Source organism: Sinorhizobium sp. CB7 (genome assembly GCF_041357635.1).
In the GTDB taxonomy this organism is placed as follows: domain Bacteria; phylum Pseudomonadota; class Alphaproteobacteria; order Rhizobiales; family Rhizobiaceae; genus Rhizobium.
In genome coordinates this window covers 1-26,819 of record NZ_JAULLL010000018.1, presented here as the reverse complement: position 1 = coordinate 26,819, position 26,819 = coordinate 1, and the positions used below count along the sequence as shown (strand labels likewise).

The 26,819-nt window shown below is 61.1% G+C and carries 24 protein-coding genes; 7 read left to right on the top strand and 17 right to left on the bottom strand.

The window, feature by feature from the left end; genetic code table 11:
* Nucleotides 1-22 precede the first annotated feature (22 nt).
* The 8 genes from eutC to AAE029_RS27635 all read right to left on the bottom strand — a co-directional run bounded on the left by eutC (nt 23) and on the right by AAE029_RS27635 (nt 7,507).
* The gene (eutC, locus tag AAE029_RS27670) at nt 23-1,015 is read right to left on the bottom strand and encodes an ectoine utilization protein EutC (RefSeq protein ID WP_371076120.1); all 993 of its coding nucleotides are present in this window, start codon (nt 1,013-1,015) and stop codon (nt 23-25) included.
* Complete coding sequence (gene eutB / locus AAE029_RS27665) at nt 1,012-2,013, bottom strand: hydroxyectoine utilization dehydratase EutB (RefSeq protein WP_371076229.1); 1,002 nt, start codon at nt 2,011-2,013, stop codon at nt 1,012-1,014. Before eutB ends, eutC begins: the two co-directional genes overlap by 4 nt.
* 4 nt (nt 2,014-2,017) lie before the next feature.
* Entirely contained in the window at nt 2,018-2,791 is a 774-nt protein-coding gene (eutA, locus tag AAE029_RS27660; RefSeq protein WP_371076119.1) for an ectoine utilization protein EutA, read from the bottom strand.
* Nucleotides 2,792-2,793: 2 nt separating this feature from the next.
* Complete coding sequence (ehuD, locus tag AAE029_RS27655) at nt 2,794-3,453, bottom strand: ectoine/hydroxyectoine ABC transporter permease subunit EhuD (RefSeq protein WP_371076118.1); 660 nt, start codon at nt 3,451-3,453, stop codon at nt 2,794-2,796.
* A gap of 4 nt (nt 3,454-3,457) precedes the next feature.
* Entirely contained in the window at nt 3,458-4,117 is a 660-nt protein-coding gene (ehuC, locus tag AAE029_RS27650) for an ectoine/hydroxyectoine ABC transporter permease subunit EhuC (RefSeq protein WP_371076117.1), read from the bottom strand.
* Nucleotides 4,118-4,296: 179 nt separating this feature from the next.
* Nucleotides 4,297-5,148 (bottom strand): ectoine/hydroxyectoine ABC transporter substrate-binding protein EhuB, encoded by an 852-nt coding sequence (gene ehuB / locus AAE029_RS27645; protein ID WP_371076116.1) that lies wholly within the window; start codon nt 5,146-5,148, stop codon nt 4,297-4,299.
* A gap of 65 nt (nt 5,149-5,213) precedes the next feature.
* A complete protein-coding gene (ehuA, locus tag AAE029_RS27640) occupies nt 5,214-5,999 on the bottom strand; it encodes an ectoine/hydroxyectoine ABC transporter ATP-binding protein EhuA (protein WP_371076115.1) in 786 nt (261 codons plus the stop codon).
* 122 nt (nt 6,000-6,121) lie between these two features.
* Nucleotides 6,122-7,507 (bottom strand): PLP-dependent aminotransferase family protein, encoded by a 1,386-nt coding sequence (locus AAE029_RS27635; protein ID WP_371076114.1) that lies wholly within the window; start codon nt 7,505-7,507, stop codon nt 6,122-6,124.
* 100 nt (nt 7,508-7,607) lie between these two features.
* Between AAE029_RS27635 and AAE029_RS27630 the strand changes: the two genes are divergently transcribed.
* The 4 genes from AAE029_RS27630 to AAE029_RS27615 all read left to right on the top strand — a co-directional run bounded on the left by AAE029_RS27630 (nt 7,608) and on the right by AAE029_RS27615 (nt 12,321).
* Nucleotides 7,608-8,102 (top strand): Lrp/AsnC family transcriptional regulator, encoded by a 495-nt coding sequence (locus tag AAE029_RS27630; protein WP_371076113.1) that lies wholly within the window; start codon nt 7,608-7,610, stop codon nt 8,100-8,102.
* Between the two features lie 207 nt (nt 8,103-8,309).
* Nucleotides 8,310-9,806 carry an NAD-dependent succinate-semialdehyde dehydrogenase gene (locus tag AAE029_RS27625; protein WP_371076112.1) on the top strand — a complete coding sequence of 499 codons (1,497 nt, stop codon included), beginning with the start codon at nt 8,310-8,312 and terminating at the stop codon, nt 9,804-9,806.
* 41 nt (nt 9,807-9,847) lie between these two features.
* Complete coding sequence (locus AAE029_RS27620) at nt 9,848-11,227, top strand: aspartate aminotransferase family protein (RefSeq protein ID WP_371076111.1); 1,380 nt, start codon at nt 9,848-9,850, stop codon at nt 11,225-11,227.
* Between the two features lie 11 nt (nt 11,228-11,238).
* Nucleotides 11,239-12,321: an alcohol dehydrogenase family protein gene (locus AAE029_RS27615; RefSeq protein ID WP_371076110.1), complete on the top strand. Its 1,083-nt coding sequence runs from the start codon at nt 11,239-11,241 to the stop codon at nt 12,319-12,321.
* A gap of 44 nt (nt 12,322-12,365) precedes the next feature.
* Here AAE029_RS27615 and AAE029_RS27610 read toward each other — a convergent pair whose 3' ends face one another.
* Nucleotides 12,366-14,150 (bottom strand): APC family permease, encoded by a 1,785-nt coding sequence (locus tag AAE029_RS27610; protein ID WP_371076109.1) that lies wholly within the window; start codon nt 14,148-14,150, stop codon nt 12,366-12,368.
* A 246-nt stretch (nt 14,151-14,396) separates the two neighbouring features.
* Here AAE029_RS27610 and AAE029_RS27605 point away from each other — a divergent pair, with 246 nt between their 5' ends.
* The 3 genes from AAE029_RS27605 to AAE029_RS27595 all read left to right on the top strand — a co-directional run bounded on the left by AAE029_RS27605 (nt 14,397) and on the right by AAE029_RS27595 (nt 19,080).
* A complete protein-coding gene (locus AAE029_RS27605; RefSeq protein WP_371076108.1) occupies nt 14,397-16,766 on the top strand; it encodes a DUF1989 domain-containing protein in 2,370 nt (789 codons plus the stop codon).
* Nucleotides 16,767-17,052: 286 nt separating this feature from the next.
* Nucleotides 17,053-17,946 (top strand): DMT family transporter, encoded by an 894-nt coding sequence (locus tag AAE029_RS27600; RefSeq protein WP_371076107.1) that lies wholly within the window; start codon nt 17,053-17,055, stop codon nt 17,944-17,946.
* A gap of 405 nt (nt 17,947-18,351) precedes the next feature.
* Complete coding sequence (locus AAE029_RS27595) at nt 18,352-19,080, top strand: hypothetical protein (RefSeq protein WP_371076106.1); 729 nt, start codon at nt 18,352-18,354, stop codon at nt 19,078-19,080.
* A 760-nt stretch (nt 19,081-19,840) separates the two neighbouring features.
* Here the strand turns inward: AAE029_RS27595 and AAE029_RS27590 are convergent.
* From AAE029_RS27590 to AAE029_RS27555, 8 genes are all read right to left on the bottom strand, one after another.
* Entirely contained in the window at nt 19,841-20,263 is a 423-nt protein-coding gene (locus tag AAE029_RS27590) for a type II toxin-antitoxin system VapC family toxin (protein ID WP_371076105.1), read from the bottom strand.
* Nucleotides 20,260-20,508: a plasmid stabilization protein gene (locus tag AAE029_RS27585; RefSeq protein ID WP_371076104.1), complete on the bottom strand. Its 249-nt coding sequence runs from the start codon at nt 20,506-20,508 to the stop codon at nt 20,260-20,262. The genes AAE029_RS27590 and AAE029_RS27585 overlap by 4 nt, the downstream gene beginning before the upstream one ends.
* 115 nt (nt 20,509-20,623) lie before the next feature.
* Nucleotides 20,624-21,223, bottom strand: coding sequence for a PAS domain-containing protein (locus AAE029_RS27580; RefSeq protein WP_371076103.1), 600 nt, complete (start codon nt 21,221-21,223; stop codon nt 20,624-20,626).
* Nucleotides 21,224-21,342: 119 nt separating this feature from the next.
* Entirely contained in the window at nt 21,343-22,680 is a 1,338-nt protein-coding gene (locus AAE029_RS27575; RefSeq protein ID WP_371076102.1) for an NAD(P)-binding domain-containing protein, read from the bottom strand.
* Nucleotides 22,681-22,730: 50 nt separating this feature from the next.
* Entirely contained in the window at nt 22,731-23,771 is a 1,041-nt protein-coding gene (locus AAE029_RS27570; RefSeq protein ID WP_371076101.1) for a DUF3445 domain-containing protein, read from the bottom strand.
* Nucleotides 23,772-23,909: 138 nt separating this feature from the next.
* Nucleotides 23,910-24,875, bottom strand: coding sequence for a 2Fe-2S iron-sulfur cluster-binding protein (locus tag AAE029_RS27565; RefSeq protein ID WP_371076100.1), 966 nt, complete (start codon nt 24,873-24,875; stop codon nt 23,910-23,912).
* Entirely contained in the window at nt 24,872-25,477 is a 606-nt protein-coding gene (locus tag AAE029_RS27560; protein WP_371076099.1) for a dimethylamine monooxygenase subunit DmmA family protein, read from the bottom strand. Before AAE029_RS27560 ends, AAE029_RS27565 begins: the two co-directional genes overlap by 4 nt.
* A gap of 12 nt (nt 25,478-25,489) precedes the next feature.
* Nucleotides 25,490-26,623 carry an aminomethyltransferase family protein gene (locus AAE029_RS27555; RefSeq protein ID WP_371076098.1) on the bottom strand — a complete coding sequence of 378 codons (1,134 nt, stop codon included), beginning with the start codon at nt 26,621-26,623 and terminating at the stop codon, nt 25,490-25,492.
* Nucleotides 26,624-26,819 lie beyond the last annotated feature (196 nt).

Genomic DNA, 26,819 nt, shown 5'->3' with positions numbered 1-26,819 from the left:
CTTCTTTTTCGGCGTCGTGCCATCAGCTTTCGAATATTGTTCCGGCGTTTGCCGCGCGCGCCCTGTCAAGGGCGAGCGTGGCTATGGCGGTGTCCTGGATGCCGGTGCCCGTCAGGTCCGCAATGGTGATCTGCTCATTGCTGGTTCGCCCCGGCTTTCGGCCGGCGACGATCTCTCCCAACTCGGAGAATTGCGCGTCGGCTGCTACGAGCCCTGCGGCGATCGCATGGTGTAATTCGCCGAGGCGGCGCGTCTGTTTCAAGCTGTCTGCGACGTAGAGACTGGCTCTGGCGATCGCTGGCGGATCGATTTCGTTCTTGTGCTCCGCATCCGAACCCATGGCCGTCAGATGTTGCCCCGGTTCCAGCCACTCGGATTTGAGAATGGGCGTTCCGGAGGGCGTGGTGGTCACGATGACATCTGCGCCGGTAACCGCGTTTCGAGGATCTGAAATCGCGGTGACGACAAAGCCGAGCCGCTTGGTCAGGTCAGTAGCCACACTTTGCGCTTTCGCAGCATCGCGCGTCCATATCCGCGCTTCGCGGATCGGCCGCACCAATGCCAGAGCCTCAAGCTGCAGCCGCGCCTGCATGCCCGCGCCGAGGATCGCGGCAACGGCGGAATTCTGCCGCGACAGATGTTTTGCCGCGACGGCGCCGGCGGCGGCCGTGCGTACATCGGTCAGATAACCGTTGTCGAGCAGCAGCGCCTGCACCAGCCCGGTACGGCTCGATAGCAGCACCATCATGCCGTTCGTGCTCGCCAGGCCGATCTTCGGATTGTCGAAGAAGCCGGGGCTGATCTTGATCGCAAAACCTTCAATGCCGGGCACATAGGCCGTCTTCACGTCGACTTCGCCGCGATGTTCCGGGATGTCGAGCCGCAGGATCGGTGGCATGGCAACCGCCCGGGTCGCCAAGGCCAGGAACGCGCCCTCGACGCAGTCGACAGCGTCCCGGTCAAGCCTGACGATTTTCCTTAGTTCCGCTTCCGTCAGTATGATCATCCGGCTCATGCCCCGTTCTCCCTGAAAAGCGCCGTCTCGCCGTTGATCACCCGCCGGTGTTGCTCCATGTCGACATTCCGCCCGGAGAGGATCGCCACGATAGGGCCGCCGGCTTCGATCTTTCCTGCCAGGAGCGCCGCTATACCGACCGCTCCTGCCCCCTCGACGATTTCGCGCTCGGCGGCATAGGCATGGCGCATGCCTGCGGCGATCTCCTCCTCGGTCAGCAGGATGACGTCGTCGAGCAGCGCGCGGCACATGGCGAAGGTCACCTGGTTGTCCAAGCCGATGCCGCCACCGAGCGAGTCAGCAAGGCTCGGCAGTTCCTCTACCTGCACCGGCTGGCCGGCATCGAGGCTCGCCTTCATCGCGGCGCCGCGCTCCATCGTCAGACCGATCACCCTGGTCTTCGGATTCACGCCTTTGACGGCAGCGGCAACACCTGCCGCAAGGCCGCCGCCCGAAAGCGGCACCAGCACCGTAGCCGCATCCGGCAGCTCCTCGATTATTTCGAGGCCAAGGCTGCCCTGCCCCGCCACGACGGCTGGATGGTCGAAGGGCGGCACCATTACCAGCCCCTCTTCGCGCACCAGCCGCTCGACCTCTTCCTGCGCCTCGTCCTGGGATCGTCCGACGATGCGGACATTGGCGCCGAGGCGCCGGATTTCCGCAAGCTTGTTTTCTGGCACAAGCCGCGACATGCAGATCGTGGCGATGGCGCCTTCGGCGATTGCCGCATAGGCAAGCGCGCGGCCATGATTACCGGTCGAAGCAGCGACGACCCCGCGGGCACGCTGCTCCTGGGAAAGCGACAGGACCGCATTGCTTGCGCCGCGCAGCTTGAAACTGCCCGTTGTCTGATGATGTTCGAGCTTTAGATGAACCGGCCACCCACCGATTTCGCTGAGCGAGGTCGATTGTACCATTGGGGTCCGCCGCACACGGCCGGCGATCCGGCGAGCTGCGGCGTGAATATCAACGAGCGAAACGGGCAGTGAAGTCATGATGGCCTCAGCTTTCCGGATAAGGCTTCGTCATCAGGCTGCCGAGCTCGGGCCGGGAAGCGCCGTCGCCGCAAAGCCGAAGGCAAGCCCAGGCAGTAGCGAGATTGCTGCTGACCACTGGCTTGCCGATCTCGACCTCGATACGGGCCGCCACCTGTGCAGCGCGCACGGCGGTGCAGGAGATGAACAGCGCATCGGATTGCGGCGCCGTCGCCTGGTGCGCGAAGGAGACGATCTCGTCCGGCGCGATCCGCGCCATCTCCCGGTCGTCGGTCAGACCGAGGCAGGTGAAGCGGTCGATCTCGAAGCCGAGACCGGCAAAATAATCCGCCATCGGCCGGCTGGTTTCGATCGTATAGGGCGTCAGGATCGAGATCCGCTTCGCGCCGACAGCCTTCAGTCCTTTCACTGCCACCGCCGTTGGCGTCGCCACAGGGACGCCTGGCTTTGCAGCGCGGATCGCTTCCTCGATGCTTCGATCACCGATGACGACCGAGGCTGACGTGCAGGAATACATGATCGCATCCAACGGCTCGTCCGGCAGGATCAGCGCCGCACCCGCTGTCAAGGAGGGCTGCATCTTCAGCAGATTTTCGGGCGTCGTCGGGTTGGCGTAGTGAATGCGGCTGACATAGACGCCGATCCGCTCACTGGCGACCATGCGCTGGAAGTCGACCTCGGTCGTATGGTCGGTTGCGAGGATGACGAGTCCGATGCGCTTTTCGAGCGGCCGGTCGTCCAGCCGCGGCAAGCGGCCTGCAAGGGTAATCTCAACTGTCATGATCAATCATCCATCCGGGCGTAGCGTTCCTCGAGCCAGCGCAGCCCAAGAACTGAAATCAGGCTGATAACCAGGAAGAAGACGCCGACCAGCGTCATTGGCTCGATATAACGGTAGTTGCTGTTGGCGATGCTCTTGGCCTGGTTCATGAGTTCGAGCACCGTGATCGCCGAAAGCAGCGGCGTCTCCTTGAACATGGCGATGAAATAATTGGCGAGTGCCGGGATCATAGGCGGGATCGCCTGTGGCAGAATCACGTGGATCCATGCCTGGCGCGTCGTCAGGTTCGCTGCCTTCGCCGCCTCCCATTGGCCGCGCGGTACGTTCTCGATGCCGGCGCGATAGACCTCGGCGGTATAGGTCGCATAGTGGAGGCCGATGCCGATCACACCGGCGACGAGCGGGGTCAGGCGAATGCCGATATCCGGCAGCACGTAGAAGATAAAGTAGAGCTGCACCAGAAGCGGCGTGCCACGGATGAATTCGGAGACGAAGCCGACGCTGCGCGAGACTGCGGCGATCGGGGAACGACGTGCAACGGCCAAAATCAACCCGAGGACCATGGCAACGGCCGCGCCGAGAACGGTGGCAAGAATGGTGATCTTGAACCCTTCGAGCAGGGTCGGCATGATCTGCCAGACGAAATCCCAATCCCATTCCATATGATCAGGTCCTTATGCCGTCGAGGCCGCGTGTCATCCGCCGCTCGAGCCAGCGCATCGCCGTGGAAATCGCGAGCGCCATGATGAAGTAGAGGACGAGGATCGTCGCAAAGGGCACGAGCGTGTTGCCCGTCTGTGCCCGTACCACCTGCGCCTGAAACGTCAGGTCCGTCAGCGAGATCAGCGACACGACCGCAGTGCCCTTCAGGAGCTCGATCGCATTGTTGCAGAAGGTAGGAAGCATCAGCGGCAGCGCCTGCGGCAGAATGATGTAGCGCATACGCTGGAAACGCGTGAGATTGAGCGCGACGCAGGCTTCGGTCTGTTCGCGCCCGACCGCCTTGACGGCGCCGCGCACGACCTCGGCGGCATAGGCGCCGACGTTCAACCCGAGCGCCAGCACGCCCGCCTGCAGCGGTGTCAGCGTCAATCCTGCAAAGGGTAACACGAAATAGACCCAGAAGAGCTGGACGAAAATCGACGTTCCCCGGAAGAATTCGATATAGGCCGTCGCCAGGGCGCGGATGATGAAGAACCGCGAGAGGCGCCCCAGGCCGGCGATGAAGGCCATCACCAGCGCTAGCGCCGAGCCCATGACCGTCAGTTCGAGCGTCACCAGGGCGCCCTCAAGGATCAGTGTCAGATAGCCGGACCAGACCGACATCGGCAATTCGCTTCTCTAGTGCAATTCCAGGAAAACGTGCGAAGCGATTTTCCATTCGGAATTGCGTGAAACAAAAGGTCAGAAGCGGTTCTGCGATTCCATGAAGATCCAGGACCGCTCTTTAGACCATTCGAAGAGACCGGCCACGCAGAGGGCATGGCCGGTTGCTTTATCCGCCGCTATTTCGCAGCTGCGCAGAGCTTGTCGCGGCTGGTCGACATTGCGGCCTTTGCCGAGAAGCCGTAAGGCTCGATGATTTTGGCAAATTCGCCCGACTCCTTAAGCTTCTTCAGCTCGACGTCGAAAGCATCGCGCAGCGCGACGTCCTGCTTGCGGAAGGCCGCGCCATCGCAATAGACCGGGGCATTGACGACCGGAGCGACGGTTTCGAGGTTCGGGTCGTTGGCCTTGGTCATCAGGTCGTGGATGGAGAGAACCGGCAGTGAATAGACGTCGATTCGGCCGTCCTGCAGCATTTTGATGCCGCTCTGGCCGTCTGGGACGACGATGACGCGGTCGCGCGGCACGCCCGCTTCAAGCGCGAGCTTCTCTTCCGTGCCGCCACCCGGAGCGCCGATCTTGGCGTCCGGATTGTTGGCGATGTCCTTGTAGCTCGTCAGCTTCAGCGGGTTCCCCTTCTTGACGGCGAAAGCTTCGGCGTCGCAGAGGATCGGCTCTGAGTAGGCAACCGCTGCGCAACGCTCCGGCTTCATGAAGAGGCCCGCGGTGATGGCATCGTGGCGGCGGGCCTGCAGGCCGGGGATCATTGCTCCATATTCCGAGATCGAGGCGACCACTTCCTTGACGCCGAGCCGTTCGAAGATCACCCGTGCGACGTCGGGTGCCGCGCCCGAGACCTTGCCGTCGGCGCCGACGGCGGTGAATGGTGGCTCGTTGGCGATCGCAATGCGGACGAAGCCCTGTTCCTTCAGCTGCTCAAGCTTGTCGTCATCGGCAGCTACGGGGCTGGCGAAAGCCGTCATGACGAGCACCGACAGACTGGCGGCCGTCAACAGATATCTTGATTTCATCGTTCCCATCTCCTCTGGTTTTCTTTTGAGCATTCTCTTGCGGGCAAATGTCAGCCGCCGGACGGTCAGACGCGGTGCCCCGCCGCAATGATCTTGCGCAGGAAGGTTTGCGTCCGCTCCTGCTTCGGATTGCGAAAAATATCTTCCGGCCTGCCTTCCTCGACGATCTTGCCGCGATCGAAGAACAGGACACGGTCGGCAAAATCATGGGCGAAACCCATTTCATGGGTGACGAGAAGCATCGTCATGTCGGTCTCGGACGCGAGACGTCTCATGACGTTCAGCACCTCCTCGACCAGCTCCGGATCGAGGGCTGAGGTCACCTCGTCAAACAGCATGATCTTCGGCGAAAGCGCCAGTGCCCGGGCGATGGCGACGCGCTGCTTCTGGCCGCCGGAGAGCTGCGCCGGCACGCTCTTGGCCTTGTCGGCCATGCCGACCATGTCGAGAAGCTGCATGGCGCGCTTCTCCGCATCCGGACGCTTGATGCCCTTCGTCAGCATCGGCGCCAACGTCACATTGTCGAGCACGCATTTGTGCGGAAACAGATTGAAGTGCTGGAAGACCATGCCGATCTTCTCACGCATGTGATGCAGGTGGCGTTCATCGGCGGGCACCAGCTTGTCGCCGTTCGGCATATGATAAAGCTGTTCGCCATCGACCTCGATGTGACCGCCACTGATGCTTTCAAGTGTCATCAGGATGCGCAGGATCGTGGTCTTGCCCGAGCCTGACGGCCCGATCAGCGCCAGTTTCTCGCCCGGCATGACATTCATCGACAAGCCGTCGAGCACGGTCAGCGGACCGTATTTCTTGACGATGCTGTCGATGCGAATGATAGGCGAAGGCATTCATGTCTCTCCCTGTTGAGACAAGCAATGTCCTAACGATGACGGCCCATTTAAATCATGTCAATTCGCAAAATAATATCATGACAATTATTCTGCGCATGCCCAATCGAAGGGCAGGAGCATCAAATTGCAAGCAGCAGCGCTTCCGGATCTCCCTGCGCCAGGGAAGCAACAATTCCAAGGCCGGTGCGCAATTCGCTCTCCGTCGTCGAGCCGAGGGAGATGCGCACCGCCGGTGTCCAGCCCTGGTCGGCGGTGCGGAACGAGGTGCCCGGTGCGATCGCGACGCCCCTCAGCCTCGCCTGCGATACAAAAGAATCCTCGGTATGGGCGCCCGATAGCGGCAGCCAGACGTGCAGGCTTTGCGGATGGGTCCGGTAGGAAAGGCCGGTCAGCATTTCCGCCGCGATGGCGTGACGGCTAAGAAGCGCACGGCGCTGCCAGTCGACGAGTTCCAGCGCCGTACCGTCGCTCACCCAGCGCGTTGCGATCTCGGCCATTGCCGGCGTTGCCATCCAGTTCGAAACGAGATGTCGGTTGGCGACGGCGGCAACGTAACGGTCCGGCGCGTAGAGATATCCTATTCTGAGGCCCGGGACGGTGATTTTGGTGAAGCTCGTGACATAGAGCGTTCGCTCCGGCGCAAATGCTGCAATCGGCGGCGCGCGGTCCTCCACCATCGGCCCGAGAATGTCGTTTTCGATGATCGCGACATCATGCTTTGCAGCCACCGCTGCCAATGCCTTCCGGCGTTCGGCACTCATCAGTGCCGCCATTGGATTGATCACTGAGGGCTGCAGGAAAACCGCCCTGATCGGCCCCTTTCGGCAGGCCTCATCCAGCGCAGCGGGGATCATTCCCTCCTCGTCGATCGCCAGACCTTCCAGATGCAGGCCGAGATAGGTGGCGAGTGGCACTAGCGTATGATGGCTGACCGCTTCGGTGGCAATCGTTGTACCGGGCGGCGCGACGCTCATCAGCGCCACCGTCATGCCTGACGTCGCACCGTTCGTCAGACTGATGTTCAGCGGTGAAACCTCCAGACCGCAACGCGCCAGCCATTCCGTGGCCACAGCGCGATGGCGCGGGAACACCATGTTCGGCCGGAACGACAATGCCGAGCTCGATGGCAGGTTCTCGGAAAGCCAGGCGAAAGCCTGCCGCATCCTTTCGAGATGGATCTGTTCGCAGACCGGTTTCAGGATCGACAGGTCGATCACCTCTCCTAACCGTTCCGGCAGATAGGGCGGCTCCGGTTCGCGCGGCCGCTTCTGGACAAAACTGCCGCGTCCGATCTCCCCCGAAATCAATCCGCGACGGATGAGTTCGTCATAGGCCCGGCTGACCGTCTGCACTGAGAGATGCAGGTCGTCCGCCATCTTGCGATGTGGCGGCAGCTGGGTGCCATCGGCAAGTTTGCCGTCCGTGATGGCGATCGCGATCTGCTCGGCAAGCGAGAGATAGGCTGGTCGGCGGAGTTGTGAGGGATCAGGGCGCCACTTTGTCATGATTTTTACAGTGCTGAAAATCAGTTCAATTGACAATGCCAAAATGCGCTTCCATTGTCTTTTCCTTACGTTTGAAATGATTTCCTTCAAAGAAAGTCTCATGAAGCTCGACGCCATCGACCTGCGCATTCTCGATGCCATCCAGCGTGACGGCCGCATCACCAAGCTCGCGCTGGCCGAACAAGCCGGATTGTCACCCACTCCCTGCTGGATGCGGTTGCGGAAGCTGGAAAAGGCGGGGATCATCACCGGCTACCATGCCCGCATCGCGCCGCGCCGCATCGCGCCAATTGCCAGCGTCATGATGGAAGTGACGCTGGCAAACCATCGCCAGGCGGATTTCGAGCGCTTCGAGCGCGCCATCATTGCCATTCCAGAGATCGTCGCCTGCTGGTCCGTCGGCGGCGGTGTCGATTACATTCTCAAGATCATGGCGCCCGACATCGACGCCTATCAGCGGCTGGTCGATGGGCTTCTTGACCGCGAACTCGGCATTGACCGCTATTTCACCTATATCGTTACCAAGACGGTGAAGGAGGAAACGGTCCTTCCGGTCTCTTGCTTCCTGTCCGCCAATGACGAGACGACGTCCTGACGTATAACGTTCGAGAGACGGAATCGCTTTCCCAGAGGATTACGCGCAGGCGATGGAGCGTCTCCAACGGGGCTGCGAAGCGCACTGGACAATCTCTCCGCCAATCCCTCCCTCTTTAGACCATCTCTCTCTTTTTGCCCGCACCAACAGACAATCTCTCATTCGTCCCGTGGAAGACTAGCTCCATCCGCAACGAGGAGATCGGCCATGACTGCCATTTTCGCCCGCCCCAGCTATCACGAGGCGCTGTCGCAATTGAGCGACCGCCATCTCCTGCGTGACCTTGCCTATGTCGGTGGACGCTGGATCGCGGGAAACGCCAGCAAGAGTTTCGAGGTCACAGACCCGGCCTCTTCGGCAACGCTTGCCTGGGTCGCGAGCCTTGGCGCCGAAGAAACCGCTGTCGCAATTGACGCCGCCAGTGAAGCGTTCGCATCCTGGCGCGCAATGCTGCCGCAGGCACGCGCCGCGATCCTGCACAAATGGCACGAGCTGATGCTCGCCTCCAGACAGGATCTGGCACTACTCATGACGCTCGAGCAGGGCAAACCGCTCGCGGAATCCTATGGCGAAATAGATTACGCCGCCTCTTTCATCGAGTGGTATGCCGAGGAAGGCAAACGGCTGAATGCGGAGAGCGTCACAAGCCATCTGCCGAATGCCGAGATGATTGTCCGACGCGAGGCTCTCGGAGTCATCGGTATCGTCACGCCCTGGAATTTCCCCTCTGCCATGGTCACGCGCAAGGTTGCCGCAGCACTTGCTGCCGGCTGCACGGTCGTCGCCCACCCCTCCTCCGAAACGCCGCTTTCCGCTCTCGCCCTTGCCGAGCTTGGAGAACGGGCCGGCATCCCGGCCGGCGTCTTCAATGTCGTTACCGGCAGTGCTGCGACGATTGTCGGCCGCCTGTGCGCCGACCCCCGTGTTCGCGCGATGAGCTTTACCGGCTCAACCGAGATCGGCCGTCTGATCGCGGCCCAGTGCGCCCCGACAATGAAACGGTTGGTGATGGAGCTCGGCGGCCATGCGCCGCTGATCGTCTTCGACGATGCCGATATCGACAAGGCGGTGGGGATCGCCGTCAACGCCAAGTTCGCAACCTCCGGCCAGGATTGCCTTGCCGCCAACCGCATCTACGTGCAAAGGCCGATCGCCGATGCCTTTGCAAAAGCGTTCGCCGACCGTATCGCGGCCCTGAAAGTGGGCGCTGGACTGGAGGACGACGCTGACATCGGCCCGCTGATGCATGAACGTGCCGTTCAAAAGATCGAGGAGCAGGTCGCCAATGCCGTGAGCCTCGGGGCGCGGCTGGTCACGGGTGGCAGGCGTCATAAGGCGGGCAGGCTGTTTTACGAACCGACGCTTTTGACGGATGTGCCGTCGAACGCGCTGATCATGCGCGAGGAGACCTTTGGACCGGTGGCGGCCGTCACCGCGTTCGATACGGAGGAAGAGGTGATCGCTCGCGCCAACGACACCGAATATGGCCTTGTCGCCTATGTCGTCACTGAAAACGGCGCGCGTCAGATGCGCCTCGGTCGCGCTCTCGAATACGGCATGGTGGCCGTCAACCGCGTGAAGATCACCGGCGGCCCGATCCCGTTCGGCGGCTGGAAGCAATCCGGTCTGGGCCGCGAGGGATCTCGCCACGGGCTCGAGGCTTTCACGGAGCTGAAATATCTCTGCATCGACACGGCCGCCTGAGCCGTCCCCCCATTTCCAAATAAGACATGAGGATCACCAACATGCTCGACAGAAGCAACGAACTCACCGCCTGGGATCGCGATCACTTCTTTCATCCCTCGACCCATATGGGCATGCACGCGCGCGGCGAGACGCCAACCCGCGTGGTCGCCGGCGGTGAGGGCGTCTACATCACCGACACGAACGGCAGAAGGAGCCTGGACGCCTTTGCAGGGCTCTATTGCGTCAATGTCGGCTACGGCCGCCAGAAAATTGCCGATGCGATCGCCGAACAGGCGAAAAATCTCGCCTATTACCACGCCTATGTCGGCCACGGCACGGAAGCCTCGATCCGGCTTTCCAAGATGATCGTCGACCGGGCGCCCGCCGGCATGTCCAGGGTCTATTTCGGCCTCTCCGGCTCGGATGCCAACGAGACCAACATCAAGCTCATCTGGTACTACAACAACATCCTCGGACGACCGGAGAAGAAGAAGATCATCTCGCGCTGGCGTGGCTATCACGGCTCGGGCGTCATGACCGGCAGCCTTACCGGCCTCGAACTCTTCCACAAGGCCTTCGACCTGCCGCGTGCGCCGATCCTGCACACCGAAGCCCCCTATTACTTCCGCCGTCCGGACCGCTCGATGAGCGAGGAACAGTTCTCGCAATATTGCGCCGACAAGCTCGAGGAGATGATCCTCGCCGAAGGCCCAGAAACAGTCGCAGCCTTCATCGGCGAACCGATCCTCGGTACCGGCGGCATCGTCCCGCCGCCGGCGGGTTACTGGCAGAAGATCCAGGCCGTGCTCGACAAATACGACATTCTGCTCGTCGCCGACGAGGTCGTCACCGGCTTCGGCCGCCTCGGCACTATGTTTGGCTCGGATCACTACGGGATGAAGCCGGACCTGATCACCATCGCCAAGGGCCTGACGTCCGCCTATGCCCCCCTTTCCGGCACGATTGTGTCGGACAAGATCTGGCAAGCGCTGGTGCAGGGTTCGGACCAGATGGGCGCCATCGGTCACGGCTGGACCTATTCCTCCCATCCGATCTGCGCCGCCGCGGGCATCGCCAATCTGGAGCTGATCGACGAGCTCGGCATTGTCGAAAACGCCGGCTCGACCGGCGCCTATTTCCGCTCCGAACTCGCAAAAGCGGTCGGTGGCCACCGAAATGTCGGCGAGGTTCGCGGTGACGGCCTGATGGCGGCGGTGGAATTCGTCGAGGACAGGGACGACCGCAGGTTCTTCGATCCGGCAAAAAAGATCGGCCCGCAGGTCGCGAGCGCCCTTCTGGAACGCGGCGTCATCGGCCGTGCCATGCCGCAGGGTGACATCCTCGGCTTCGCCCCGCCGCTCTGCCTGACGCGCGAGGAGGCCGACATCGTCGTCAAGGCCACGAGCGAGGCGATCGATACCGTTTTCAAGGCGCTATGAAGGAGAACGGTATGATGATCCCGGAAAAGATGGCTGCGGTATTGCTGACCGGCCACGGCGGATTGGATAAGCTTGTCTATAGGAGGGACGTTCCCGTCCCGACGCCTGCGGCGGGCGAGGTGCTGATCCGCATCACCGCCTGCGGCATGAACAATACCGACGTCTGGGTCCGCCAGGGCGCCTACGGCACCGAAGACGATCCGTCAGCCGTTTCCACCTGGCGGCGCCAGGGCAACACGCTCAGCTTCCCGCGCATTCAAGGGACCGATGCCGTCGGCCATATCGTTGCCGTCGGCGACGGCATCGACGAGGCGCGGATCGGCGAACGCGTCATGGTCGATTTCTCGATCTATAACCGTGATGACGACAGTCTCGCCGACATCGATTACATGGGCCACGGCCGCGATGGCGGCTATGCCGAATACATGACGCTGCCTGCCGAGAACGCCCACGTCGTCGCAACCGATCTGACCGATATCGAGCTTGCCACTTTCTGCTGCGCCTACCTAACCGGCGAACGAATGCTGGAGCGGGCAAGGCTTTCGGCGGGCGAACGCGTGCTCGTTACCGGCGCCTCGGGCGGCGTCGGCTCGGCGATCATTCAGCTCGCCCGCGCCCGTGGCGCCATCCCTGTCGCGGTCGCAGGGCCCGGCAAGGAAGCCGCGATGCTCGATATCGGCGCTGCGGCGGTGGTGACGCGCGGCAAGGGGGATCTTGTCGAAGCCGTTTACGCGGCTGCCGGAGGCCAGCCGATCGACGTGGTCGCGGATCTCGTCGGCGGCTCGCTCTTCAACGATCTTCTGAAAATCCTTCGACCTGAGGGCCGCTACACCACGGCGGGCGCCATCGCAGGGCCGGTCGTGCAGCTCGACCTCAGGACCATGTACCTGAAACAGCTGGAACTGCATGGCTCGAGCCAGGGCAGCCGCGCCGATTTCCGTCGCCTGGTTGGATACATCGAAGACGGCAAGGTCCGTCCGCTCGTTGGCGGCACCTATCCGCTCTCGGATTTTCATCGCGCCCAGACGGATTTCATGGCCAAGAACTTTGTCGGCAAACTTGTTGTGGTTCCCGACGGCGCCCAGGCGCAATGACCGGTTGCGGGGCCGCACATGAACTGCGGCCCCGCTAACGTGAGTCATGCCGGAAGCTGGAATATCCAGTTTGCGATGAGCACGATCGCCAATCCGCCGAGAAGGGCGAGATATGGGAGGTTGCCCGCTTTCTTCACGCCGAGATCCTGGCCGGCAAGGCCAAGGTCCTCCATCGCACCGGCCGGGAACTTGCCGCCGTCGCGCACATAGTGGCGATAGGCGAAGACCGGCAGGATCAGCGCGGCAAAGATGAAGCCGACCCAGAGCGCGTTGGCGTAACCCCAGACCTTGGCGCCGGCGCCGAGGAACAGCGCATTGACGAAGGCGAGAACGGTGTTGAGGCCGATCAGCCACGTCGGCGCCTTCCAGGGCCGTTCGATATGGCCGGAATCGATGCGGTGGATCCAGCCGGAGTTCAGGTTCAGGAAGTTGAAGATGATGTAGCCGACGTTCGAGACGGCGAGCACGAAGAAGTAGCCGCCGGTATCCGATGCGATTGCCAGCAGGAAGAGGTTGAAGGCAAAGTCCGTCCACATCGCACGCGTCGGCGCGCCGTTCTCGTTGACGTGGTCCAGATACTTCGGCAGCCAGCCGTCCTTCGAACCCTGATAGAGCGTGCGTGAAGAGCCCGCCATTGCCGTCATGATGGCCAGGAAGAGCGCCATGATCATGAGGATGACGAGCAACTGCGTGACGACGCGGCCGGCGCCGATCAGGCCGCCGAGTGCTTCTGCAACGCCCGTTCCGTCGACGATGCCGGGTGCCAGCATGCCGGCATGGCCTAGCACGCCCTGGAAGGCAAAGGGCACGAGGAAGAAGAACAGGCAGCAGGCAAGGCCGGAATAGAAGATCGCCTTGAACGTATCCGTCTTCGGGTTCTTGAGCTCGCGGGTATAGCAGACCGCCGTTTCGAAGCCGTAGGTCGACCAGGCGGCGATATAGAGGCCACCGAGGAAGAGCGTCCAACCGCCATTCCCCCACGTGCCGTCAGCGCCGGAATAGGCGGCCGTCGGCGGCACGAGGCCGGTGACGTTGGCGGCGACGATCTGGCCGCTCACGATCGGATAGATGCCGATGATGAGCAGCGGCACCAGAACGATGATCGCCAGCCACTTCTGGACGCTTGCGGTTTCCGAAATGCCGCGATGCTGGATTGCGAAGATGATCAGCATCAGGATGCCGCCGATGAAGAAGGTGGCATTGATGTTGGCAGTGGCAAGGAAGGGAATGCCGAAGCTCGCAAGCGACCAGGTGCGAATCGCCGGCGTCAGCGCCGCGACGCCATCGGCGCTGATGAGCGCCTTGACCGCGTCGTCCGGTGTCGTGCCGGCATGGGCTGCGATATATTCGGCCACACGGGGGCTATCGGCCGTAACGGAGGCGGCATGCGCGCTGATCCAATCGAGGACCGCCTGCGAATCCGCCGCCGGGATCGGGAAAAATGCATTGAGAATATAGCCGGCCGCAATGGCGCAACCGAGCGAAAGCACCGGCGACCAGGCAAACCAGTTGCACCAGACGGAAAGCGGCGCGATGAACTTCGAATAGCGCAACCAGGCCGTTGCGCCATAGACGGACGCGCCGCCGGATTTGTTGCCGAACATGCCGGCAATCTCCGCATAGGTGAAGGATTGCAGGAAGCCCATGATCATGGAGATGATCCAGACGGCAAAGGCGAGCTTGCCCGTGGTGCCCGCAATGCCGCCGATGGAAAAGAGAACGAGCGGCGGCACGCCCGCAGCCACCCAGAATGCGCCCTTCCAGTCCAGGGCGCGTATAAGCTTACCTTCGGTGCCGGCTGAAATCCCGGCCTCGACTACGTCTGTCATCGGTGAAATTCCCCATAGTATTGTCGGGACGTATCTTTCGTACGTCTCCCTGAACGTGCCTCCCTCGGCATTTCTCGAGCCCGCCCGGCGCTTTTCCTGATCCGCGTTCCCTTGCGGAATGCCAAGTCTGAGCCTTTATGCATAGTGAAGATATTTTCTTTTTAGTCAATATGCGCTTTACTTTCTCCGGGCATTTTATAACCTGCGTTCTCCAGCCAGAGCGCATGCCAATCCCATGAGGGCATAATGCGAGATCTTCACCCGATCACGGCAGGCATTCGGCCCGCATCTACAAGCCTTGTCCGCTATCCCGGGATCCCAGCCCTGCCGCAGGGAACGGAGCGCTATCGCGCCAGAGGCGGCGGCTCGCTTGTGGTGGGCGTCGCGCCGGGCGACCATGTGACGGCGATCGACAGCGAGGGCGGACAGGTCTGCGAGATCACCTTCCTCGACGAGACCGGGCGCTTCCTTGCCGCCGGCCTCAGCACGGCCTTCACCAATTCCGCCGAAGGGCTGAAGGCAATTCTGAGCGGTGAAGAGGAAAGCGCCGTGCGCACACGCAGCGCTCTCGAAAGGCGTGGAGCCGACCTTGCGACGGCCGGGGCGCTACGCATCTTCGGCGACGGATCGACACCCGGCAGCCGGGCAGAATTTACGATCAGCATCGCAGGTCTTCTGATCGTCGCGGCTCCCGCGGCCGCGATGTCGCCGGAAGCGCAGGATACGGCAACGCCGATCGAAGTGCGCATCAGGCGAAGCGTTTTGATCCGCGATTACGCCTCCGCTCTCCCCGAGCCGATGGCGGATCCGATCGAGGATATTCGCATCAAGGCTGCGACCGCTTCGGCCTATTTCGTGCGCGCCGGCGAATTCATCCAGATCATCGACGTCTATGGACGCCAATGCACCGATTTTCAGGCCTTTGCCGCCCGCAAGATCGACAAGGGTCTCGATCTGGCGCTTGATTCGACGGTGACGCGCACGCTGCTCGGTCGCAGCTATCCGGCGCCCGGCCTGCCATCGAAGGCCTTCGACCGTGACTTCGAGCCGCTGGTGGAGATCGTGCAGGATACGGTCGGCCGCCACGACGCCTTTGCGACCGCCTGCAATTCACGCTACTACGACGATATGGGCTATCCGGGGCATGTGAACTGCACCGACAATTTCAATGCGGCGCTGGCGCCCTACGGAATTCCCGGCCGCAAGGGCTGGGAGGCGCTCAACTATTTCTACAATACGAATATCGACCACAACAACCAGCTCTACCTCGACGAGCCGTGGTCACGGCCGGGCGATTACGTGCTGATGCGGGCCCTGAGCGACCTTGTCTGCGTCTCCTCGTCCTGCCCCGACGATATTGACGCGGCAAATGGCTGGGATCCGACGGATATCCACGTCCGCACCTTTTCCGGAAAAGAGAAATTCACACGAGCGGTAGCCTATCGCATGACCCCTGACTCGGACGCCGAAATGACCCGCGAAACCGCATTCCATCCCCGCCTCTCTGCCATGACGCGGGATTACAGCGAATACCGGGGCTACTGGCTGGCGAACCGTTTCGCCGCCGAAGGCCCTATCGAGGAATATTGGGCCTGCCGCGAACGTGCTGCCGTTATCGATCTCTCACCGCTGCGCAAGTTCGAGGTAACCGGACCGGATGCCGAGGAACTGCTGCAATATTGCCTGACGCGCGACGTGCGCAAGCTTTCGACCGGCCAGGTCGTCTACTCCGCCATGTGTTACGAACACGGCGGCATGATCGATGACGGTACGCTCTTCCGTCTCGGCGACAAGAATTTCCGCTGGATCGGCGGCGATGACTATAGCGGCATCTGGCTGCGCGAACAGGCGGAGAAGAAGGGCTTCAAGGCCTGGGTCCGTTCCTCGACAGACCAGATGCACAATATCGCGCTGCAAGGTCCTGACAGCCGCGACATCCTGAAGGAGATCATCTGGACGGCGCCGCGCCAGCCGACGATCGGAGAGCTCGAATGGTTCCGCTTAACCGTCGGCCGCATCGGCGGTTTCGAAGGCGCGCCGGTTGTCGTATCGCGCACCGGTTACACCGGCGAACTCGGCTATGAGATCTTCTGCCATCCGAAGGATGCGCTGACCGTCTTCGACGCCGTCTGGCAAGCCGGCCAACCCTATGGGCTGAAGCCGATGGGGCTCGAGGCTCTGGACATGTTGCGCATCGAAGCCGGCTTGATTTTCGCGCATCACGAATTCGACGATCAGACGGACCCGTTCGAGGCCGGCATCGGCTTCACGGTGCCGCTCAAATCCAAGGCCGACGACTTCATCGGCCGCGAGGCGCTGATCCGGCGCAAGGAGCACCCGCGCCACCGGATGGTCGGCCTTGACGTGCAGGCAAACGAGGCGGTCGGCCATGGCGACTGCATCCATATCGGCCGAGCCCAGGTCGGCGTCATCACCAGCGCCACCCGATCGCCGATCCTCGGCAAAACGATTGCACTCGCCCGCATCGATGTCACCCATGCCGATGTCGGCACAGCGGTGGAGATCGGCAAGCTCGACGGCCACCAGAAGCGCCTGCCAGCCGTCATCGTGCCGCTCTCGCATTACGATCCGCAGAAGACGAGGCCGCGTTCCTGATGCATGTCGCGCAAAAGTGTGCAGTGGTTTTGCGGCAACGAAAACAACAGCCACAACTGTGGGTCCACCACTTTCCGGCCATGGCGGCATGTCTCCTTAAATCGGAGCCGATTTAAGGATAGAAACATGCAGCAATTCAAGGTGCTACAGCGACCTTTGTGCGTCTGATAAGACGCACGGCGCTGTAGGCCGTCGGCGCTCGACAGTTCGGCCACTATCGAAACATTCCATTCCCGGTTTCCGCTAAAAAGGAGGGTAGAAGTGCACCAGCAAGAACGGGAATACTATGCTCGGCACGACGAACATGGCAACGGAACTGGCGCTGCTTCTGGCTCTTTCGACGCTTTGGGGCGCGTCCTACACCTTCATCAAGATCGGCGTCGAAACCATCTCGCCGGTCACGCTGATCGCCGCCAGAACCTTTATTGGCGGGGCTATTCTTGTCGCCGTTCTCCGACTGCGCGGGCTGAAGCTACCAAGCCATCCACAGACTTGGAAGCGCTTCCTGTTTCAGGCCCGCCTCAATAGCGTCGTGCCCTTCACTCTGATCGCGTGGGCCGAACAGACGACAGACGCGGGTCTTGCGACTATCCTAAATTCCACCTCACCAATCTTCGCTTTCCTGCTGACGGCATTGATCACGCGTCATGAAGCTGTCACGAGGCGTAAGCTGTTTGGCGTGGCGGCGGGACTGATTGGAACATCCCTGATCGTCGGCGTCGAAGCCCTCGGTGGCTTTGGACATGAACTAGGAGCGCAACTCGCCATTGTCGCCGCCACGATCTGCTATGCCGGGGCCGCGATCTTCGGCAAGAACTTCAAGGGGCTCGATCCGATGGTGCCCGCCGCTGGCTCGCTAATCTGCGGCGCGGTGATCCTCATTCCGGCCAGTATCATTGTAGAGCGCCCATGGACCTTGGTCCCAAGCGCCGATTCCGTGCTCGCGCTCCTTGCTCTCTCGGTCTTCTCAACGGCGCTGGCTTTCGTAATCTATTTCCGGCTCGTGCAAACGCTTGGTTCCGTCGGCACGACGGCGCAAGCCTATCTTCGGGTGCCGATCGGCGTTGCGATCGGCGTCCTGTTTCTCGGAGAAGCGCCGTCCTCGACCGCGTGGATCGGCTTGGCTTGCGTGGTGGCCGGCGTCATCGCCATGACGCTGCCTGCTCGAAAGCATGGATGAGCAGGCATGTCATGGCTTGCACATATGGTCCGGACGATCTTCTGCATCCGGCCGGATCGGTGGCTTCAGCGCCGCGCTCTCGGGGAAACGGATGGATGACCAGCTTCGTGATCTGGGGATCAGCCGTGAGGGCCTGAAAGTCTCTTGCCGTACATCGATGGCCTCGACGCACTCCGCAAGGGCTTATCTCATGCCCCTAGGCGATTCCGATTGCTTCCAGTTGCCAAATGTCGGCAAGCCCAGAATTGGATGCCCCAGTCCATGCCCGTGCCCGAGACCGGCGAAGGCCGGCTTCAGCCTGGCTCCAGTCGCCAGTGAGACGACTAGAGCCGGACGCAAAGGTGATGGCGATTCGACCGGGCGAAATCGCGTCGGATTGTTGTCATTCGTCATGCGGCTCAATCGTTGGCCGAAGGACCGGCCAAGGCTGCAAAGATCGGCATACTCCAGTTGAGAAAGAACCCAAGGATGCGTTTAAAGACTGTTGGCGTTTGGTGTATCGCGGGCCTTTTGGCCGGTTGCGCTGGGACGCCGGATCCAGCGAAGGTTGCTGCCTTACAACATGAAGGGTCGGCCCAGATTTTCGCAAACAAGAAGGAGAAAGGCGCCCTCCTTCTTGTGCGGATGGTGGATTCGCCGATGTTCGGCGACGTAAATTGTAGCGGCTACATCACGCTGCGCAGGATCAATGCGGGAAAGCCAGACGAGTCGGAGCCGCCTCAGTCTGTCGGTTCCGCAGTTGCGTATCGTCTGCAGAACCCAAACAAACTGGTCCTCGGTCAGTTGTTCTCTGCGACCGCTCAAAAATATGCAAGATGGTTCGTGCCTGTTGCCCCTGGTCGCTACGTCATCACGTACGCGACATGCGGCTATGATAATGTCACCATCGAAGCAGGAGGTGACCATGATGGGGTTTTCGGTAGAGCGCTCAGCTATGTCCGCCCATTCGGGGGTGAGAGTACGATCACGATCGGGCCGGGACAGATTGTTGACGCGGGGTACATCCGGCTGGACGGCACGCGCAGCGACCCACGCGCAGTAGGATCGGAAGCGACGCCTGCCGAGCGTGACCTCATGAGGAGCGTCATGCCGGATGTCTATCCTTCGATTACTTTCACGAAATTCGGCTCGTGAGCGGTGCAGTCAGTTCGGCAGGCATTGCGCGGTCGCCCTTGGCGGCCTGTGACGGCCGAAGGATTGGGAGAAAGATCTTTGTCCTTGCCGGGGGGAGCGCTTCCCTTTCCCTGACAAGCCAAGCAAAGATGCCGACGATCGCCGGCGTCGACGGATTGCCTCAGTCGTTGTGGCGCTGCCGTGTAGAACTTGTCCTATAATGCGTCCCTGCAAGCGTGGGAAAATAATGCACCATCAAATGCCGGGACCAAACACGTTTTGCCGAATTACCAAGCCTGAGATCCGCGCGAAGCTGATCCAGTTGATGAAGGCTGCGTCGCGTGCCGGCGGAGCAGCGTGATGGGAGGAAAGGAAGGTCCATTTGTCGGCGAGAGGACGAAGGATCTCTGTCCTCTCAACTGCTTGGTTCCGCAAAATGCCCGCAACAGCGCTCAGCCAACGAGCGTGAAATAGCCCCATACGATAACGAAGGCTGCGATCACCCCAATGATTGTCAAAGCTTTCCGCAGGCCGGGTCGCGGCTTCCTTGGGGGTGTCGGTTTGCGGAATTTGATGACGTTGTCGCTCATCTGGTGACCTTGATTTCTGGGAACCGTCTGTTTCCAACCATACATAGCAGCTAATTCTGGACGGTTTAACAGCCTGACGAGTCCTTGATTGCTGAGAGCTAATCCATTACCGCAAGGCGTGCGAAAGCAACGCCATCCGGTTATAGCGCGGGTTGTCCGCCTGGTCTCCACTCGTTGGACTAGCATATCGCCTATCGCTCCTTCCACGGATTGACGATCTGTAGACCGATGCCCTCGAAATCCGACACGTTCTGAGTTGCCAGTGATGCGCCGCGTGAAATCGCAATGGCTGCGATTTGGGCGTCGAACTGGCTGATGGGCCGACCAGCCTTTCGGCGATCGACCGCAATCGCGGCGTAAACGTCGGCGGCGTCGCGATCGAATGGCAATACCCGTCCGCCAAAATCCTCGCTGAAAATCGGCAAGATCGCCTCCTCCAGATCACGCCGTCGGCGCCCCTCGGGCAGAAGGCGCAATCCGTAAAGGATTTCCGCCTCGGTGACCGCGGTCGTGAAAACCGATGAAGGGTGCTGTGCCGCAAGCCACTCGATCACCGCAGGGTTCGGTGCTGGTGTCAGCAGTTCCGAGATAACGTTGGTGTCGAGAATGATCACGCGCCGAAATCCGGTGCCTCGCGGATCGGCTCTCGGACCGGGAGGTCAAGCTCAACGCCGCCGGTCGGCTGCAATCGAGCACGAATTGCTTCGGCGAGATTACGTGCCGGCAGGTCAGTCGTCGCAAGCGCGGCACGCAAGATATCACGTGCCTCATCCTCCATGGATCGGCCGTGCGTCGCTGCCCGCACGCGAAGCCGCTGCTTCAATCTCTCATCGAGATTGCGAATGGTCATGCTGGCCATATGTTTCCTCAATCCATCATTGATTGCATATATATCATTGATGGCAAACTCTCAAGCATTTGTGCAGGGTATTCTTGTGCGTTCATCAGCACGCCTAAGCCCTAACATACCAAAATCATTCGCTCTTGCGCTGGGCATTGGTGATCGCGCGCGCCGCTTCCTCCGAGGAATTGGCAAGCTGGCGCATTTCGGCTGCCAGAACGGCGAAGCCCGACCCCGCGGTCCCTGCCCTCGCCGCCTCAATGCCGGCATTGACGGCAAGCAGCTTCAGATAGCGCAGCGACTGCAGGATCTCGTTGGTCTTTGACGCGGTGACGCGCATGTCGGCGGTCTGCTCGTCGATGCGCTGGTAGAGCGACTCGATGTTGATGATGCTGCCCTCGAGATAGAGCAGTTCGCCACTATTGTCCCAGACGCCGCCGCCCGTCTCCGTCACCCAGATCAGGTGGCCGTCGCTGTGGCGGATGCGGTACTCCATCGTCCAGTCCGTCCGCTTTTCCAGCGCCATGCCGACCACCTGGTCCATGAGCGGGACGTCCTCCTCGTACATGATGGAGGTGAAGGTTCGCGTCCGGTTACCGATGATCTCATCGGCGGGGTAGCCGAAGATGCGTTCGACGCCGTTGGTCATTTCCAGCATCGTGTAGTTTTCATCCGCGCGGCAACGATAGAGAAAGCCGCTCATGCGACCGAGAATGCTTGTTAGAAAATCCATGAAGGCCAAGCTCGAAGAGAGAGTTGCAGATAGGGTGCATGCTTCGTCTCATTTCAAACACGCCGGCAAGGGGCCGCGACGAACGACCCCTTCCGGTTACGCGAGGATTTGGTAAGCCGTCAGTTGCGAAGATATTCCTCCATCGAATCGTCGAGGGCATCGATCCAGGGGGTATGGTGCTTCGGCGACATTGTGCCTGTTATCAGCGAGCGATAGGCGTGGTCGCGGAAACCCATGATGTTTTTCGCCTTGTGGTGCTCCCATTCCATGAAGGTGCGGTTGACGCCTTCGATGTCGAAGCTCGGATAATCCGTTTCGGCGAGCAGTTCCTTCACATAATCGCCCTGGTACCAGATCATCTGCTCGGCATCCTCGAACGTCTCTTCACGGGCGCGCCACATATCGAAATTCGCCTTCAGTTCCTCTTCCGGCGGCAGCGTGATGCGGCCCATCATGACATCGCGCGCCCACCAGGCCTGCACGTCGAACATGTTGAAGGTGTAGAACTGGTCCTGCATGCCGATATAGAAAAGCTGCGGGTTCTTGTCGAAGATCACCCCTTTGTAGAGGCTGTCTGCCCAGAGGCGATTGGCGGTCTTCAGCCTGAGGTCATCAGGCAGGAAGGGGAAATGGTGCTGGTATCCGGTGCACAGGATCAGCGCATCGACATCCTTTTTCGAGCCGTCGAGGAAGTGTGCCGTCTTGTTTTCCAGCCTAACCAGAAGCGGGCGCTCTTCGAAATTCTCCGGCCAATTGAAGCCCATCGGCTTGGAGCGGTAGCTTGTCGTCACCGATTTGGCGCCGTATTTCCAGCATTGCGAACCGATATCCTCGGCCGAATAGCTGCGGCCGACGATGAGGATGTCCTTGCCCTTGAACTCTAGCGCGTCACGGAAGTCGTGGGCATGCAGCACGCGGCCGTTGAAGGTTCTGACACCCTCGAAATAGGGCACGTTCGGCGTCGAAAAATGACCAGTTGCGACGACGACATAGTCGAATTCCTCGTCGTACATGCGGTCCTCGACGCGGTTATGCGCCGTCACCGTGAACTTTTTCGTCGCCTCGTCGAAGCGGACCATGCGCACCGGCGTATTGAAGCGGACCCAATGTCGGACATTCGCCTTCTCGACGCGGCCCTTGATGTAATCCCAGAGTACGGCGCGCGGCGGATAAGAGGCGATCGGCTTGCCGAAATGCTCCTCGAAGGAATAATCGGCAAATTCCAGGCATTCCTTCGGGCCGTTCGACCAAAGATAGCGATACATGCTGCCGTGGACCGGCTCGCCATATTCGTCGAGACCGGTGCGCCAGGTATAGTTCCAAAGCCCGCCCCAGTCGGACTGCTTTTCAAAGCAGACGATCTCCGGGATCTCCGCACCCTTCTGGGCGGCGGACTGGAAGGCGCGCAGCTGTGCCAGCCCCGAGGGACCGGCGCCGATGACGGCAACTCTTGTCATGAAACATTCCCCTCTTCCTGTATTGCATTCTTCGGCGCGTCTCCCGCGCGTCAGTCCGGGAAGATGCCGGGGCTGGTCGGTGCTCCGTCATCATATTTTGAAAGCCAGTTGATGGTGTCCTCGCGGTAGCGGGTGAGCCCTTTGTAGTCGACGAGCTCCGGCGGCAGGGTCCTCAGCACCCGCGGCATGCGCCGCGCCCATTTCGGCACGGTCACCAGTTCGCTCATGTTCATCAGGTAGCAGCGGATGACGAAGAGGATGCCGTTCGAGCGCGGCAGGCGCCAGAGGCTCTGCAGCTCGACGCGCAGATGCACTTTCTCGCCGACATTTTCCGGCGTCACGGTCGCCCGGTCCGGCCCCCATTTCGGATAGTTCTCCGGGCTGGTGTCGAGACGCGGATTGATTGTCATCGTCCAGTTGAAGCGGCGCGTCGGCTTGCCCTGCTGCAGGTTTAAAAGGAACTTCAGCGCGCGGTCGAAGATGCCGATCTGGTGAGCGAGCGGCACCGGTCCATGCCATTCCATGAAGTTCATGCCGATGTCAAAATCGAGTGACCAGTCGGCCTGGGTCGTCACCATGCCGGCATCCATCCAGAGATTGCCGTCGCGCTGGTCGACGATGCAGAAATCGCCCTGCGCCTGGCGGGTGATGTATTCGAGGGGCTCGTAGGGCAGCGTCGAGGCATCTCCGAAAGTGAAAGTATCGTCGATGCCGAGCGGCCGGTTGATCCAGCGCCACTGATCGCCATTCCTGATCAGAGTGAAATGCTCGGGGTAGCCGGCGGCCTGCTCCTCCATCAGCAGTTCCAGTGTATCCCATTGCGCCGTCATCATATGCGGCAGCGCCTGGTAACGCAGCGGGTCCTCTTTCAGCACCAGCGCCCGATCGTGCATCTCGGCGACATAGTGTTCGTCGACATCGATCAGGCTTTCGAAAACCGTACCCTCGCGACCCTTTACATGCGGTTCCATGTTGACCGAATACATGTATTCGTCGCGATCGAAGGGAAACGGGAAGCGCCGGATATTCTCCGGACTGTTGCGATAGGTGAAATCGTCGCGGAAGGTTTCCTGCTTGAAGGCGATGGCCATGTCCGTTCTCCTTATTCCGCTCTAGAGCGGGATGCCGAAAAGTGTGTGCGGTTTTCGGCCGAAATCCCGCTCTAACTATTTGATTTAGATCAGGATGATTTCAGGCCGATTTGGCCTGAAATCATCCTGATCTAAGGCCTAGAGGTCGAGGCGCAGCGTCTTCCCCTCGAAGCGGGAGACACAGATCATCACCTTGCGGCCGCCCGCCTTTTCCTCGTCGGTCAGATAGACGTCGTTGTGCAGAAGCTTGCCCTCGCAGGCAGCGACCGCCGTCTCGCACTGTCCGCAGGCACCGCCCCGACAGAGGAAGGGCGCGTCGACGCCCGCCGCCTCGATCGCCTCCAGCATGCTGTCGTGATGGCCGACATGTACGGACTTGCCGGACCGGACCAGATCGATGGTGAAAGGCTTGCCGGGCAAGGGCGCCAGGAACCGCTCGGAATGCAGGTTCTGTTCCGGCCAACCTGCTTCAAGCCCCGCCCTCAGCACACCGTCGATCATGCCGGACGGGCCGCAGACATAGAGATGCGTTCCGAGCGGCTGACTGTCGAGCAGCCGCGCAAGCGGCATTGTCGCACCCTCGGCGTCGCAATAGATCTTCACCCGATGCGGGCCGTAGCGGGCGACCAGCTCTTTGCAATAGGCGCCGCGATCGCGGGTGCGAATGGCATAATGCAGCTCGAAATTCGCGCCCTCGCGCGCAAACTGCTCCATCATGGCCATGAAGGGCGTAATGCCGATGCCACCGGCGATCAGCAGGTGCTTGCGACCGCGCCAATCCGGCTGGAAGAGGTTGACGGGATAGGAGATCTTCATCAGGTCGCCTTCCCGCACCCTCTCATGCATGAAGGCTGAGCCGCCACGCGAATCCTCGACGCGCAGGACGCTGATTTCGTAAGCCGAGCAATCATGCGGCGGCGACATCAGCGAGTAGGCGTTGCGGCGGACGTGGCCGTCGTCGTTCATCGAGATGATGACATGGGCGCCCCCGGAGAAATAGGGCATCGGCAGGCCGTCGAGGCGCTCGAAGCGGAAGCGCTTGACGCGCTCGGCGATCGCGGTGACCCGTGCCACGCGGACGGGAATTTCGGTCCCGCCGCTCATAGGAACAATCCCTCCGGATCAGGAACGCTTCCCGGTTCTTCGGCATCGATGTTGACCCCTTGGAACGCTCCGAGCCGGCGCGAATAGTGGTCGCGCACCAGCAGCGAGAGCCCGCAATGGCTGCAGGCGAAGGGGCTGTGAGTGACATCCTCGGTGATGCCCTTGCAATGGACGCATTGTACGCGCCGCGCCAGCGAGCCGCGATGTTCGGTGATGATCGAGGCATGGTCCATGCCGTAGTCGAGGGCCACCATCATCGCCTGGCCGATGAAGCCTTCAGTGCCGGCGATGTAGAGCTGCGTGCCCATCCGCGCGGTCGCGAGCGAACCCCGCAGCCGGAAGAGCAGGGTCGCGATCGTCGGCGCGACGAAGAACATGTCGGCGCCAAGTCGGTTGAGCGCCTCATCATGCCCGGTGCCCTGCGAGCCGCGGGCAACATAGAGGATCTCGCTGCGGGCAAGCGCCGTTTCATCAAGCGCGGCCGCCTGGTCGAGGAGTGCATTTGCCCCCTCCCCTTCGAGCGCGAAGATATGCCGCCGGGCACGCGGCCGAATGAGAAGCCCCCTGTAGACCGGCCGGCTCTTGATGCCTTCGACGAGCATGGGCGAGCCTCCTTAACCGATCGCCGTCCTCTTCTTCTTTTCCGGATCGTCGAAGGGCAGCGTATGGGCAATCGCGCTCGCCTTGAGGGTCTTGCCGCGCACTTCGAGCCGCGTGCCCGGAACAGCCTTGTCGACGTCCAGGCGGGCGATCGCCATGGATTTTTTCGTCAGCGTCGAATAGCAGGGGCAGGTGATGACGCCGACCTTTTTGCCGTCGGCGAAGACCTCGTCTCCGAGATCGGCCGGACCGTCGGCATCGATCAGCATGCCGAAGATCTTGAAGCGCTCCTTGCCTTTCAGGCGCGCATGCTCTTCCGCGCCGCGGAAGCCGGTCTTGCCGGGGCTGACGGTGAAATCGAGGCCGAGCTCCCAGAGGCTGTCGCCGGGGGGCTGGTCGGCAAAGGGATACATCTGCGAATTGTCGTAGGGGTAGAAGAGCAGGTAGCTTTCGACGCGCAGCATGTCGAGAACGCTGAAGCAGCAGGGGATGATGCCCATCTCCTTGCCTTCCGCGACAATGCGGTCCCAGACCATGACGGCGTCCTGTCCGCGGACGAAGATTTCGTAGCCGCGTTCGCCCGTATAACCGGTGCGCGAGATCATCACGGGTGCGCCGAACAGCGTCGTCTGCATGTGATGGAAATATTTGAGGTCGCGGATTCCGGGCACATATTTCGCGAGATAGTCGACCGCGATCGGGCCCTGCAGCGACAGATCATGCAGGTCGTCGTCGAAGAGAACGGCGCAATTGCGGCCTGCTGCCTGCTTGACGACCTCTTCATGGCCGGAACCGGAGCCATGCACGAGCATCCAGGAATTGGGTCCGGTGCGATAGACAATGCAATCGTCGGTGAAATAGCCCTTGTCGTTCAGCATGCAGGCGTAAACCGAGCGGCCCGGATAGATCTTGGCCATATCGCGGGTGGTGATATAGTCGAGCACGGCAACGGCATGCGGACCGACGAGATGGACTTTCTTGAGGCCCGAGACATCCATGATGCCGGCCCTCGTGCGGATCGCGACATGCTCCTCCGACATGTCCTTCTCGTAGGTCCAGGCGGTTCCCATGCCGCTCCAGTCCTCGAGCTTCGATCCAAGAGCGCGATGCCGATCCGCCAAGGCGGAGAAACGCCAAGATAGAGTCATTTTCGGTTCCCTCTTATTTCCTGTACGGAATATTTATTTCCTGACTATATTCGTCTTTTGCGCCGTGGCAAGCTGATCCTGACGATTTTTGTCGGTCCCGCTCCGGCGGCATTTCGTCAAAACGTCGGCGGCGTCCTGCCGGCCTTGCGATGGGCGGCGATGGCGGTGTTGGCCATCAGCATGGCGATCGTCATCG